This window comes from Streptomyces sp. CMB-StM0423 (assembly GCF_002847285.1).
Classification (GTDB): domain Bacteria; phylum Actinomycetota; class Actinomycetes; order Streptomycetales; family Streptomycetaceae; genus Streptomyces.
The window spans coordinates 3,655,996-3,669,317 of record NZ_CP025407.1; the positions used below are offsets into that span (position 1 = coordinate 3,655,996).

Here is a 13,322-nt window from a genome sequence, read left to right on the forward strand (position 1 = left end):
GCGCGCGGGAAGGGCCACCGGGCCGCTCGCCCGCGCGCGCCCCGGGAGCGGCGCAGCCGGGGCCGCGGGCGTACGTGCGCCGGCAGCACCCGCCGCCGGGAGCGCGACCGCCGGACCGGGTGCCGCCGCCGGACCGGGAGTGACCTCCCCGTACCGCCCCCTCGGCGCCCCTCGTCCTCCGTCACAGACGACCAGCTTAGTGTGATTTACGGCTTTCGCCCCATCCGAACCCCCGCCGAAATAGCTCGCCGTCGCCCCCGCCCGGGTGAGATCCTTGACTCCGTATGTCCACTTCCGCCACCTCCAGCCTCGCCGACCTCGGCGCCCGCCTGTCCGCCCTCACGCTCCGCGACGAGCAGCGGCTCGGCCGCCGCCTCGACGGCGCCCGCCGCGTCCGCAAGCCCGAGGCGCGGGCCGCCGTGCTCGCCGAGATCGCCGCCGCGGTCGACGCCGCGGAGCTGACCGCCGAGCGCCGCCGCGCCGCGGTGCCCTCCGTGTCGTATCCGCAGGAGCTGCCGGTCAGCCAGAAGAAGGACGACATCCTCGCGGCCATACGCGACCACCAGGTCGTGATCGTCGCGGGCGAGACCGGGTCCGGCAAGACGACCCAGATCCCCAAGATCTGCCTGGAGCTGGGCCGCGGCGTCCGCGGGCTCATCGGCCATACGCAGCCCCGGCGCATCGCCGCCCGCACGGTGGCCGAGCGCGTCGCCGAGGAGCTGCGCACCCCGCTCGGCGAGGCCGTCGGATGGAAGGTCCGCTTCACCGACCAGGTCGGTGGCGACACCCTCGTCAAGCTCATGACCGACGGCATCCTGCTCGCCGAGATCCAGACGGACCGCGAGCTGCGCCAGTACGACACGATCATCATCGACGAGGCGCACGAGCGCAGCCTGAACATCGACTTCCTGCTCGGCTACCTCGCCCGGCTCCTCCCCCGCCGCCCCGACCTCAAGGTCGTCATCACCTCCGCGACCATCGACCCGGAGCGCTTCTCCCGGCACTTCGGCGACGCCCCGATCGTCGAGGTCAGCGGCCGCACGTACCCGGTCGAGGTGCGCTACCGCCCGCTCCTCGAAGAGGGCGCGGAAGACAGCGACCGGGACCAGATCACCGCCATCTGCGACGCCGTCGACGAACTCCAGGCCGAGGGCGACGGCTCCGGCGACATCCTCGTCTTCCTCTCCGGCGAGCGCGAGATCCGCGACACCGCGGACGCGCTCGCGAAGCAGAAGCTCCGCAACACCGAGGTCCTCCCCCTCTACGCGCGCCTCTCGCACGCCGAGCAGCACCGCGTCTTCCAGCGCCACGGCAACAGACGGGTCGTGCTCGCCACGAACGTCGCCGAGACCTCGCTGACCGTCCCCGGCATCCGGTACGTGATCGACACCGGCTTCGCCCGCATCTCCCGCTACAGCCACCGCACCAAGGTCCAGCGCCTGCCCATCGAGCCCATCTCGCAGGCCAGCGCCAACCAGCGCAAGGGCCGCTGCGGCCGGCTCGCCGACGGCATCTGCATCCGGCTGTACGCGGAGGAGGACTTCCTCGCCCGCCCCGAGTTCACCGACGCCGAGATCCTCCGTACGAACCTGGCGTCCGTCATCCTCCAGATGACCGCCGCCGGCCTCGGCGACATCGAGAAGTTCCCCTTCATCGACCCGCCGGACAGCCGCAACATCAAGGCGGGCGTCCAACTCCTGGAAGAGCTGCACGCGCTCGACACCGCGCAGAAAGCCCCCGGAGGGAGCAAGGGGCAGAGGCTCACCCAGACCGGCCGCAAGCTCGCCCAGTTGCCCGTCGACCCGCGGCTGGCCCGCATGGTGCTGGAGGCCGAGCGCAACGGCTGCGTACGCGAGGTCATGGTCATCGCCTCCGCGCTGTCCATCCAGGACCCGCGCGAGCGCCCCGTCGACAAGCAGCAGCAGGCCGACCAGCACCACGCCCGCTTCCGCGACGAGTCCAGCGACTTCGTGACGTTCCTCAACCTGTGGACGTACGTGCGCGAGCAGCAGAAGGCGCTGTCCTCGTCCGCGTTCCGGCGCATGTGCAAGCGCGAGTTCCTCAACTACCTGCGTATACGCGAGTGGCAGGACATCTACTCCCAACTGCGCACGATCGCCCGCGGCATGGACATCCACCCGTCCGACCAGGACGCCGCGCCCGACCTGGTCCACCAGTCGCTGCTGGCCGGGCTCCTCAGCCACATCGGGCTGAAGGACACCGACGCGAAGAACGAGTATCTGGGCGCGCGCAGCGCGAAGTTCGCCGTCTTCCCCGGCTCCGCGCTCTTCAAGAAGCCGCCGCGCTGGGTCATGTCAGCCGAGCTGGTCGAGACCTCCCGGCTGTGGGCGCGGGTCAACGCGAAGGTCGAGCCCGACTGGGTCGAGCCGCTGGCGCAGCACCTGGTCAAGCGCACGTACAGCGAGCCGCACTGGGAGAAGGACCAGGCCGCGGTCATGGCGTACGAGCGCGTCACCCTGTACGGCGTGCCGCTGGTGGCCCGCCGCTCGGTCAACTACGGCCGTTTCGACCCCGAGACCTGCCGCGACCTGTTCATCCGGCACGCGCTGGTCGAGGGCGACTGGCGGACGCACCACAAGTTCTTCGCCGCCAACCGCCGCCTCCTCACCGAGGTCGAGGAGCTGGAGCACCGGGCCCGCCGCCGCGACATCCTCGTGGACGACGAGACCCTCTTCGACTTCTACGACCAGCGCGTCCCCGCGGACGTCGTGTCGGGAGCGCACTTCGACTCCTGGTGGAAGAAGAAGCAGCGCGAAGAGCCGGAACTGCTCAACTTCGAGAAGTCGATGCTCATCAACGAGCAGGCGGAGGGCGTCACCAAGGACGACTACCCCGACTCCTGGTGGCAGGGCAAGCTGAAGCTGCGGGTGACGTACCAGTTCGAGCCGGGCACGGACGCGGACGGCGTCACCGTGCACGTACCGCTGCAGATCCTCAACCAGGTGGTCCCGGAGGGCTTCGACTGGCAGATCCCGGGGCTGCGCGAGGACGTGGTCACCGAGCTGATCCGCTCGCTGCCGAAGCCGATCCGGCGCAACTACGTGCCGGCGCCGAACTACGCCAAGGCGTTCCTGGAGCGCGCCGTGCCCGTACAGGAGCCGCTGACGTCGGCGCTGGCGCGGGAGTTGCAGCGGATGGTGGGGGTGCCGGTCGCGGCGGAGGACTTCGACTGGGCCAAGGTGCCCGACCATCTGAGGGTCACGTTCCGCGTGACCGACGAACGGCGGCGGCAGCTTGCGGAGTCGAAGGACCTGGAGGAGCTGCGGCTGAAGCTGAAGCCCAAGACGCAGGCGGCGATCACCCGGGCGTTCGACGAGGCGGCGGGCGGCGGGAAGGGCGCGCGCGGCGCTCGTGGCGCCGAGGCGGAGAGCGGCGCCGGCGGGCCCGCGCTGGACCGGCGCACCGGCCTCACCTCCTGGACCGTCGGCACCCTCCCCCGCACCTTCGAGACCCGCCGCGGCGGCCACACCGTCAAGGCGTACCCGGCGCTGGTGGACGAGGGCGAGACGGTCGCCGTGCGGCTCTACGACACGGAGGCGGAGCAGGCCGCCGCCATGTGGACCGGCACCCGCCGGCTGCTCCTGCTCCAACTCCCCTCCAACCCCGCGAAGTTCGCCAACAGCACGCTGTCCAACCAGGCGAAGCTCGCCCTCTCCCGCACCCCCCACGGCGGCGTACAGGCCCTCTTCGAGGACTGCGTGACGGCCTCCGCGGACCGGCTCATCGCGGCCCGCGGCGGGCCCGCGTGGGACGAGGAGGGCTTCCGCAAGCTCTTCGACTCCGTACGGGCCGACATCGTCGACGCGACGATGCAGACCATCCGGCAGGTGCAGGAGGTACTGGCCGCCTGGCACGCCTGCGAGGGGCGGCTGCGGGCCGTCAAGAGCCCCGTGCTGGCCGAGTCCGCGGCGGACGTGCGCGAGCAGTTGGCGTGGCTGGTCAAGCCGGGCTTCGTGACCGGGCACGGCGCCGGCCGGCTGCCGGACCTGCTGCGCTACCTCGTCGCGGCGGACCGCCGGCTGCAGCAGCTCCCGGCGCACGCGGAGCGCGACCGGGCGCGGATGGCGAAGGTCAAGGAGATGCAGGACGAGTACGCGTGGCTGCTGGAGCAGCAGCCGCGGGGGCGGCCGGTGCCGAAGGCGGTGCTGGACGTGCGGTGGATGATCGAGGAGCTGCGGGTCAGCTACTTCGCGCACGCGCTGGGGACGGCGTATCCGATCTCCGACAAGCGGATCGTGAAGGCCGTCGACGCGCTGGTGCCGCCGACGAGGTGAGCCGCGGGAACCGGTTCGACCGGCGGCCTGAGCTGCTGTAGAGTCGGGCACGCGCGTTCGCGCAAGCAAGGTCCTGTGGAGCAGTTTGGAGTGCTCGCCACCCTGTCAAGGTGGAGGCCGCGGGTTCAAATCCCGTCAGGACCGCACAGCCCCCGTAGGCTCTGTCCGAGGCCGCGCCCGCGGCGAAGCCGCAGACAGACGCAGCAAATCCCGTCAGGACCGCACGGTGTGACTCTCATCCGGCCCCGGCCCGTTTTCGGCCGGGGCCGTTCGCGTACGTACGCTCTCCCGTCCCACGTATCACCTCCCGCCACATCCGCGTCGTACGCGGTCTAGACCGGCTGCCCGTTTCCTTGACGGGCGTACGGCCACCGGGTACTCAACGGCTATGACGACGACGGTGCGGCACGAGACCAAGGCCCTTCTGCGCGCCCATCTCTCCGCCGCCTCGTCCTACGGGCATCTCACCCCCCACTGCGCCGTCTGCAGCCGGCTGCTGCGGCTGGCGATGGAGTCGGGCCCGCCGCCGGAGATCGCGGACGCGAACGCCGCGGCAATGGCGAACGACGCGGCGGACCCGGCCGAGCCGGGCGGGGCAACGCTCCCGGCGTAGGGCAGGAGTTGACGGGGGGTCAATATCGCAGCGGTCACCGAGGCCGCAAGCCGACACGACTGTGACGGGGATCACTCATCCGGTTTCGAAACAGGCGGATTTACGTCCCCCTTAGGTCAGGTCAATTTTGTATATGCCATTGCACCCATGCCCGGACGGGCACCGACACGTCCGGACGTCGCGTACGCGAACGGCCCCCGGCAGCCGCCCGGGGAGGGCGGCCACTGGGGGCCGATCGGCAAATCGCGCTGGACCCGGCGGAGTCCAGCGCGATCGATGACGCTGCGTCGCGTGTGGTGCGAGGGGCGTGAGCCGGGCTAGGGGGTCCCGGCCGGCCCCGGCGACGCGGGTAAGTCAGGCCTCGCTGCGCTGCTGCGGAATGCCCGCCAGCAGTGCGCGGACCTCCGCCTCGCGGTAGCGGCGATGCCCGCCGAGCGTGCGGATAGACGTGAGCTTGCCGGCCTTCGCCCAGCGCGTGACCGTCTTCGGGTCAACGCGGAACATCGTGGCTACCTCGGCGGGGGTCAGCAGCGGCTCGGCGTCAGGGGTGCGAGCGGTCATGAGCGGCCTCCTCGGGAGAACCGAACCTTCTCGGTTCTTTCCTCTAAATTCTGCACCTTGACCCTCGTTGACCGATATGGCCAACGGGGGTCGAGTCGGTAATAGGACGAACGTCTTGTCCTCGGCACTACAACTACACCATCTGTCCAGCGGCGTCGGCCAAACCGATGGAATTGCCCTCTGAGGTGTTCAACCTCGACGGATCCCGCTGGACCGTGCCATAGCGGACAGTCACACCTTCGTGACGATCAGTCACAGCACCCCCAGGGGCCACAAGGTCTCCCACGAGAGGATCAATGCTCGGCATTCCACCCTAAGTTGGACGGAACATACCCCATCTGGACTCCTTGCCCTATATCGTCACCCAGGCTACGCGGTGACGGCAAGACCCAGGTACGTGCTTTCCATCACGCTTGACCAAATAGCCTGGTTCGGGACCTTCGTCCGGGACCAAGGTCCCCATGGGCAGGGACCGAACGGCCCCTTCCGTACCGAGGCATGGCGGGACACTAGTCCGGATTTGTTCGTCGCACTAGTGAGCACTTGTCCGACCCCTTGCCAGAACCCGCGCCGGCACCCCGTCCAACGGCACCCGGCGCCCCGCCCGTGCGGCCCGGGCGTGCCCTAGCTGGCGAACTGCCGCTCGCGCACCACGCCCCAGCGGTCCGTCAGCCGCTGGTACGCCCGCCCGGCCCGCTCCTCGTCCCCCGCCGCCAGCGCCGCGATGCCCTCCGCGACCTCCGCCGCGGACCGGTCCTCCGCCAGGTGCTCCTTCGGCAGTACGTGCACGAGGCCGCCGTAGTCCAGCTCCACCAGCGACCGCGGATGGAACTCTTCCAGCCACTTTCCGACGTCCACCAGACCCTCGACCAGCGGCGCCTGCCCCACCGCGTCGCGCAGCGCCTTCAGCCCGCGCGCCACCCGGCGCCTGGCCTGCACCATGGGCGTGCGGTAGCGCAGCAGGGTGCGCTCGCCCGTCTCGTACTCCCGCTCCTCGTCGGAGAAGAGCACGAACCAGCGCATCGGCACCGTCCACACCGCGGACCTGATCCACGGCCGGGCGTCCGGGTTGTCCACCCGCCAGCGCGCGTGATCGGCGAGCGCCTGTTCCCGTACGACCTCGGGCAGCGCCGCCTCCAGCACCGGCTTGGGCAGCTCCTCGACCAGCTCGTCCAGCGCCAGCCAGCTCCGCAGCCGGGTGCGCCAGGGACAGACGCACGTCACGCCGTCCACGTCGGCGACGAAGGCGTCGCCGCTCTCGTGCGCCGGGGCCGCCGTCGGCGGGGTGCCGGCCAGCCCGGCGAGCGCCCGCAGCAGCTCGTCCTGGCTGGTCGGGGCGGCTTCGCGGGCGGCGTAGCGGTACCAGTGGGTGCGTTCGGGTTCGGGGAAGGCGGCCAGCGGCTCGTACACGCGCAGATACGTCGCGTACGGGATCACCAGTGACGACATCACGGCCACACCCTCTCCCCTCGCCCACGTACGTATCCGAGTCTCCCGCAGACTATGGTGCTGAGTCCTCCGGGGGGACGCCTCCTGGGGACCCGAGATCCCGCCGGGGGTCCCGGAGGGCGGCGCCGCTCTACGCTTGAGCCACTACCTGCCCTCCCCACCCCTGGAGGGCAGCAGCCCGCGACCAAACCGGAGTCACCACCGTGACCGACGTTCTCTCCACACTCTTCCGCACCGACCAGGGCGGACATGAACAGGTTGTCCTCTGCCAGGACCGCGAGACCGGCCTCAAGGCGGTCATCGCCCTGCACTCCACCGCCCTGGGCCCGGCCCTCGGCGGCACCCGCTTCCACTCCTACGCCTCGTCGGACGATCCCGAGCAGGCCGCGGTCCTGGACGCGCTGAACCTCTCCCGCGGCATGTCCTACAAGAACGCGATGGCCGGCCTCGACCACGGCGGCGGCAAGGCCGTGATCATCGGCGACCCCGACCGGGCGAAGACCGAGGAGCTCCTGCTGGCCTACGGCCGCTTCGTCGCCTCGCTCGGCGGGCGCTACGTCACGGCGTGCGACGTCGGCACGTACGTCGAGGACATGGACGTGGTCGCCCGTACGAACAGGTGGACCACCGGCCGCTCGCCCGAGAACGGCGGCTGCGGCGACTCCTCCGTGCTGACGTCCTTCGGCGTCTTCCAGGGCATGCGCGCGGTGGCCGAGCACCTGTGGGGCACGCCGTCGCTGCGCGGCCGGCGGGTCGGCATCGCAGGGGTCGGCAAGGTGGGGCACATCCTGGTGGACCACCTGGTGGCGGACGGCGCGGAGGTCGTGGTCACCGACGTACGGGAGGAGTCGGTGGCGCGGGTACGGGCCGCGCACCCCGGTGTGGCGGTCGTGGCGGACACGGATGCGCTGATCCGCGAGCCGCTGGACGTGTACGCCCCGTGCGCGCTGGGCGGGGCGCTCAGCGACGCGACGGTGCCCGTCCTCGCCGCGAAGGCCGTCTGCGGCGCGGCGAACAACCAGCTCGCCCACCCGGGCGTGGAGAAGGACCTCGCCGATCGCGGGATCCTCTACGCCCCGGACTACGTGGTCAACGCGGGCGGCGTCATCCAGGTCGCCGACGAGCTGCACGGCTTCGACATGGACCGGGCGCGGGCGAAGGCCGCGCGGATCTTCGACACGACGGTGGAGATATTCCACCGGGCGGCGTCCGACGGCGTACCCCCGGCGGTGGCGGCGGACCGGATCGCGGAGCAGCGCATGGCGGAGGCCAGGCGACGCGGCTGAGCGCCGTACGCCCCCGGCCGCCCGTCGGCCCGCCCCGCGCCCGGCGGGGCGGGCGAGGCGGATGTGCACATTCGCTAAGGCAAAGTAGCGACGTCACGTAACGCATCTCACCACCGCGCGGCGGGTCGCTCCTCGTCAGACGATAGAATCGGGTCTTGACCAGCGGGGACGCGGGCTCCACCGGGATCGGCGGCGGGGCCCGTGCTGCCAGCGACGTACCGTCAGGATGCAGAAACAGGTACCGTTGAACCCCGATGGACGGTCTCTCTTAACGAGAGTCCGCTTCCGATCATGAACGCGTGTCAGACTCTGGGGCCATCGAGCCCCGTCGTTTGAGGGGGTCGACCCATGGGGCGCGGCCGGGCCAAGGCCAAGCAGACGAAGGTCGCCCGCCAGCTGAAGTACAGCAGCGGTGGGACTGACCTCTCACGCCTTGCCGAAGAGCTGGGCGCATCGACGACGAAGCCGCCGTCGAACGGTCAACAGCAACAGCAACAGCAACAGCAGCAAGTCGAGGAAGAGTCTCCCGACGACGACCTGTACGCACGCTATGCGGAGCTGTACGAGGACGAGGACGACGACGACGGCGAGGACTCGGCCGGCTCGTCGGAGCGGCGTCGCGGGGCTTGAACCGCAGGCAGCAAATCGGAGCTCGGCTCGGGGACACCCCCGGACGGGCCCTTTTTGCTGCCGTGAATCTGCTGCCGCTGCCGGATGCACACGCGTGGAGTACGGGCCCGTAGGCACGCTCCCCGCACGCTCCGGGGACGCCGTACGCGCCGTACGCCCGGTACGCGTCGTACGCGTCGCCTGCGGCGGCCTCAGCGGGCATAGCCCCCCGTAAGCTCGACACCACCCGCCCCCGTCTCCTCCTGGCCGCGCACCTCGCCGGCGACCCAGGCGTCGACCCCGCGGTCCGCGAGCAGCGTCAGCGTGACGTCCACCGACGCCTGCGGCACGACGGCGACCATGCCGACGCCCATGTTCAGCGTCCGCTCCAGCTCCGCCCGCTCGACCCGGCCCACCTCCCCGACCACGTCGAAGACGGCGCCCGGCGCCCACGTCCCGCGGTCGATGACGACCCGCAGTCCTTCGGGCACCACCCGGGCCAGGTTGCTGGCGAGGCCGCCGCCCGTGACGTGCGAGAAGGCGTGCACCTCGGTGGCGCGCAGCAGCGCGAGGCAGTCCAGCGAGTAGATCTTCGTGGGCGCCAGCAGCTCCTCGCCGAGCGTGCGGCCGAACTCCGGCACCGCCCGGTCCAGCGCCCAGCCCGCGCGGTCCAGCAGGACGTGGCGTACCAGCGAGTACCCGTTGGAGTGAAGGCCCGAGGAGGCCATCGCGACGACCGCGTCACCCGTACGGATACGATCGGCGCCCAGCACCGCGTCCGCCTCGACGACGCCGGTGCCGGCGCCCGCCACGTCGTACTCGTCGGGGCCCAGCAGCCCCGGGTGCTCCGCCGTCTCGCCGCCGACCAGCGCGCAGCCGGCCAGCACGCAGCCCTCGGCGATGCCCTTGACGATCGCCGCGACCCGTTCCGGCACGACCTTGCCGACGCAGATGTAGTCCGTCATGAACAGCGGCTCTGCGCCCGTGACCACCAGGTCGTCGACGACCATGGCGACCAGGTCGTGCCCGATCGTGTCGTGCACGTCCATGCGCTGCGCGATCGCGACCTTCGTGCCCACGCCGTCGGTCGCGGAGGCGAGCAGCGGGCGCTCGTAGCGCTTGAGCGCGGAGGCGTCGAAGAGGCCGGCGAAGCCGCCGAGCGCGCCGACCGACTCCGGCCGCCGGGTCTTCTTCACCCACTCCTTCATCAGCTCGACGGCGCGGTCACCGGCCTCGATGTCGACGCCCGCCGCCGCGTAGGAGCCGGCGGCGGGGGCAGCGGCGGGGGCGGGGGGCTGGCTGGCACCAGACATGGCGTTGGAGTCCTCCGGGTCGTTCACCTGGGATCGGATGGGGCCTGGGCGCCGGCGCTACGGGCGGCGCAGGGCGTCGGCGGCGTCGCGCCCGCCGGCGACCTCGTTCTCCAGCAGGTGCTTGCCCAGCAGCTCCGGGTCGGGCAGGTCCATCGGGTACTCGCCGTCGAAGCAGGCGCGGCAGAGGTCGTTCTTGGGGATGCCGGTGGCCTCGATCATCCGGTCGGTGGAGATGTACGCGAGCGAGTCCGCGCCCAGCGACTGGCAGATCTCCTCGACCGACATGCCGTTGGCGATCAGCTCGGCGCGGGTGGCGAAGTCGATGCCGAAGAAGCACGGCCACTTGATCGGGGGCGACGAGATGCGCACGTGCACCTCGGCGGCGCCGGCCTCGCGGAGCATCCGTACCAGCGCGCGCTGCGTGTTGCCGCGGACGATGGAGTCGTCGACGACGACGAGGCGCTTGCCGCCGATGACCTCCTTGAGCGGGTTCAGCTTCAGCCGGATGCCGAGCTGCCGGATGGTCTGGGAAGGCTGGATGAAGGTCCGGCCCACGTAGCTGTTCTTGACCAGCCCGGCCCCGTACGGAATGCCGCTGGCCTCCGCGTACCCGATGGCGGCGGGGGTGCCGGACTCGGGCGTCGGTATCACCAGATCGGCGTCGGCGGGGGCCTCCGCGGCGAGCTGGCGGCCCATCTCGACGCGGGAGAGGTAGACGTTCCGGCCGGCGATCTCGGTGTCGGGCCGGGCGAGGTACACGTACTCGAAGACACACCCCTTGGGCTTTGCCTCGGCAAAGCGGCTGGCGCGCAGCCCGTTCTCGTCGATCGCGATCAGCTCGCCCGGCTCCACCTCGCGGATGAAGCTGGCCCCGACGATGTCGAGCCCGGCGCTCTCCGACGCCACCACCCAGCCGCGGTCGAGGCGCCCGAGCACGAGTGGCCGGATGCCCTGGGGGTCGCGGGCGGCGTAGAGCGTCTGCTCGTCCATGAAGACGAGGCTGAAAGCGCCCTTGGCCCGCCGCAGCACCAGCGGCGCGGCCTCCTCCACGGTCAGCGGCTTGCCGTCGTCGTCGACCTGGCCGGCGAGGAGCGCGGTCACGAGGTCGGTGTCGTTGGTCGCCGCCGCCCTGCCGCTGCGCGAGCCGCCCTCCGGGGGCAGCGCGGCGACCATCTCGGACAGCTCGGCGGTGTTGACGAGGTTGCCGTTGTGGCCGAGCGCGAGCGACCCGTGGGGGGTGGCCCGGAAGGTGGGCTGCGCGTTCTCCCACACGGAGGCACCGGTGGTCGAGTAGCGCGCGTGACCCACGGCGATGTGGCCCTGGAGGGAGCCGAGGGATGTCTCGTCGAAGACCTGCGAGACCAGGCCCATGTCCTTGAAGACGAGGATCTGCGAACCGTTGCTCACCGCGATACCCGCGGACTCCTGTCCCCGGTGCTGCAGTGCATACAGTCCGAAGTAGGTGAGCTTGGCGACCTCCTCGCCCGGGGCCCAGACGCCGAAGACGCCGCAGGCGTCCTGAGGGCCCTTCTCGCCGGGAAGCAGGTCGTGGCTGAGTCGTCCGTCACCACGTGGCACGTATTCGAGTCTAAGGCAGGTTGCCCCGACACCCGCACGGCCGGAGCGTGGCCCGGATCACGTCCCGGCCTCCGGCCGGGGCGGCGGATGCCCGCAACGGTTCGTACACGTTCCGTAACGCCTCGACGTCCGCCGTGGTACGCGCTGTGCGCGACTATCCGTGCGGGGAATCCGTCTCCGCCTTCGTGGACGTTCCCGGGCTGCGCTTCAGGATGTGGCTGTCCGATTCCGCAGCGGACGGGTGGGGCGCGGTTCTGCTGGCCCCGCTCACCCCGCCGGGTTCGACAGCGTCTTCATCCCCTCGTACGCCTCACGCAGGTCGGCCGCTTCCGGCAGCGTCCGCGATTCCGCCGCGTTCACGATCTCCAGCGCGCGCCAGTGGTTCGAGGGCACGACCCGCCCGCTGAGCATGGCCAGCCGGGCGGCCTCGCACGCTTCGTCGAGCCGACCGTCGGCGAGCAGCACCAACGCAAGGTCGATGTTGGCGGAGGCCACCCGGCGCGGCCACTTCTGCACGTCGTCGGACGGGCTCAGCCGGGCGATCACCTCGCGCGCGTACGGTTCCGCACCGCTGTCGCCGAGCCACGCGAGCGTCGTCGCCGTGTAGGCGAGCGCCTTCGCCGGGTCGTACTGGTAGTGGTGCTCCTTCGGGCGTTCCGGCAACGCCACTGCCGCGGACATCTGCTGCACGCGCTCGACCGCCGCATACGTCTCCCGCACTTCCCCCAGCCGCGCCAGCGCCCGCCCCTCCTGCGCCGTCGCCTGGATCAGCGCCGAGGTACCTGCCGGGGCCAGGGCCTGCGCCGCGCGGGACAGTTCGAGAGCCCGGCCGTAGTCCCCCGCGGTGAGCACGCGCCAGGCGTCCGTCACGCCCTTACCCCGCGAAACCCGGGGCGCAAGCCTGGATCACCGCGCCTTGATCACCTACCCGGGTCGGGCCGCGGATCCACCCGGCGCAGACAGCATCGACAGGCTCTCGGGTAAGCGGCAGTTCGCCCGCGGGGCCAGGGCGGTGTCCCGCGCTCGGGACTTCATCGAAGATCTACTCACCCCAGCGGTCGACGCCGGGGTCGCCGACGACATCCGGGTGTGCGTCTCCGAACTGGCCACCAACGCCGTTCGGTACGGGCCCCGCGGGCGCGACTTCCTCGTGCGGGTCACCACCCGTGACGGCACCGTACGGGTCGAGGTGCACGACGCAGGTGACGGCGCTCCCCGCGTATGCGCACCCACCTGCGACGACACCCGCGGGCGCGGGCTGTTGGTGGTCGCGGCCCTCGCCGACGACTGGGGCGTGTCCGGGCGCGACGGCGTCGGAAAAATGGTCTGGGCCGAGTTCAAGGCGCGGGCCGCCGCGAAGACACCGTGTTGACCTCGGCGCGGGGCGGAGGGCAGCCCGGAGCGGGCCGCCCCACCCCGTCGCCTGTAGGGCACGGCTGGGGCCGCCTGCCGGTACCACAAGAAGCGCCCTACAGGCTGTCGGCCTCGCCCCGCAGGGGCTTCCTGCCCGCCTCTTCTGCCCACAGGTCGTGACAGACACCGGCGCCGAACTGTCCAAGTCCTCATTCGGTATCGACCTCATCCGTACCTGAGCACCGCGGCCCCGCGCGGCCGGAGC

Annotated in this window: 10 protein-coding genes and 1 tRNA gene; 6 read left to right on the top strand and 5 right to left on the bottom strand. The window is 71.3% G+C overall.

Annotated features, from left to right (window positions below; genetic code table 11):
* Positions 1-284: 284 nt before the first annotated feature.
* The 3 genes from hrpA to CXR04_RS15680 all read left to right on the top strand — a co-directional run bounded on the left by hrpA (position 285) and on the right by CXR04_RS15680 (position 4,908).
* Complete coding sequence (hrpA, locus tag CXR04_RS15670; RefSeq protein WP_101422878.1) at positions 285-4,295, top strand: ATP-dependent RNA helicase HrpA; 4,011 nt, start codon at positions 285-287, stop codon at positions 4,293-4,295.
* Between the two features lie 69 nt (positions 4,296-4,364).
* Positions 4,365-4,439: transfer RNA gene (locus CXR04_RS15675), tRNA-Asp, on the top strand.
* A gap of 244 nt (positions 4,440-4,683) precedes the next feature.
* Positions 4,684-4,908 (top strand): DUF6274 family protein, encoded by a 225-nt coding sequence (locus CXR04_RS15680; RefSeq protein WP_101422880.1) that lies wholly within the window; start codon positions 4,684-4,686, stop codon positions 4,906-4,908.
* 354 nt (positions 4,909-5,262) lie between these two features.
* On the opposite strand, the gene bldC is transcribed toward CXR04_RS15680, so the two are convergent.
* Both bldC and CXR04_RS15690 read right to left on the bottom strand, forming a co-directional pair.
* Entirely contained in the window at positions 5,263-5,469 is a 207-nt protein-coding gene (gene bldC, locus CXR04_RS15685) for a developmental transcriptional regulator BldC (RefSeq protein ID WP_003949541.1), read from the bottom strand.
* 624 nt (positions 5,470-6,093) lie between these two features.
* Entirely contained in the window at positions 6,094-6,927 is an 834-nt protein-coding gene (locus CXR04_RS15690; protein ID WP_101422883.1) for a hypothetical protein, read from the bottom strand.
* Between the two features lie 194 nt (positions 6,928-7,121).
* Between CXR04_RS15690 and CXR04_RS15695 the strand changes: the two genes are divergently transcribed.
* Complete coding sequence (locus CXR04_RS15695) at positions 7,122-8,204, top strand: Leu/Phe/Val dehydrogenase (protein WP_101422886.1); 1,083 nt, start codon at positions 7,122-7,124, stop codon at positions 8,202-8,204.
* 348 nt (positions 8,205-8,552) lie between these two features.
* Positions 8,553-8,834, top strand: coding sequence for a DUF3073 domain-containing protein (locus CXR04_RS15700; protein WP_101422888.1), 282 nt, complete (start codon positions 8,553-8,555; stop codon positions 8,832-8,834).
* A gap of 191 nt (positions 8,835-9,025) precedes the next feature.
* Here CXR04_RS15700 and purM read toward each other — a convergent pair whose 3' ends face one another.
* The 3 genes from purM to CXR04_RS36435 form a co-directional block, all read right to left on the bottom strand.
* The gene (purM, locus tag CXR04_RS15705; RefSeq protein WP_101426396.1) at positions 9,026-10,126 is read right to left on the bottom strand and encodes a phosphoribosylformylglycinamidine cyclo-ligase; all 1,101 of its coding nucleotides are present in this window, start codon (positions 10,124-10,126) and stop codon (positions 9,026-9,028) included.
* A gap of 57 nt (positions 10,127-10,183) precedes the next feature.
* Entirely contained in the window at positions 10,184-11,704 is a 1,521-nt protein-coding gene (gene purF, locus CXR04_RS15710; RefSeq protein ID WP_101422891.1) for an amidophosphoribosyltransferase, read from the bottom strand.
* A gap of 267 nt (positions 11,705-11,971) precedes the next feature.
* Entirely contained in the window at positions 11,972-12,574 is a 603-nt protein-coding gene (locus CXR04_RS36435; protein ID WP_267898189.1) for a hypothetical protein, read from the bottom strand.
* A 142-nt stretch (positions 12,575-12,716) separates the two neighbouring features.
* Between CXR04_RS36435 and CXR04_RS15720 the strand changes: the two genes are divergently transcribed.
* Positions 12,717-13,076 (top strand): ATP-binding protein, encoded by a 360-nt coding sequence (locus tag CXR04_RS15720; RefSeq protein WP_101426397.1) that lies wholly within the window; start codon positions 12,717-12,719, stop codon positions 13,074-13,076.
* Positions 13,077-13,322 lie beyond the last annotated feature (246 nt).

What these genes read in the sequence shown, in the direction of transcription:
- purM (WP_101426396.1), bottom strand. Translation starts at nt 10,126, where the DNA reads ATGTCTGGTGCCAGCCAGCCCCCCGCCCCCGCCGCTGCCCCCGCCGCC.
- bldC (WP_003949541.1), bottom strand. Translation starts at nt 5,469, where the DNA reads ATGACCGCTCGCACCCCTGACGCCGAGCCGCTGCTGACCCCCGCCGAG.
- CXR04_RS15680 (WP_101422880.1), top strand. Translation starts at nt 4,684, where the DNA reads ATGACGACGACGGTGCGGCACGAGACCAAGGCCCTTCTGCGCGCCCAT.
- hrpA (WP_101422878.1), top strand. Translation starts at nt 285, where the DNA reads ATGTCCACTTCCGCCACCTCCAGCCTCGCCGACCTCGGCGCCCGCCTG.
- CXR04_RS15700 (WP_101422888.1), top strand. Translation starts at nt 8,553, where the DNA reads ATGGGGCGCGGCCGGGCCAAGGCCAAGCAGACGAAGGTCGCCCGCCAG.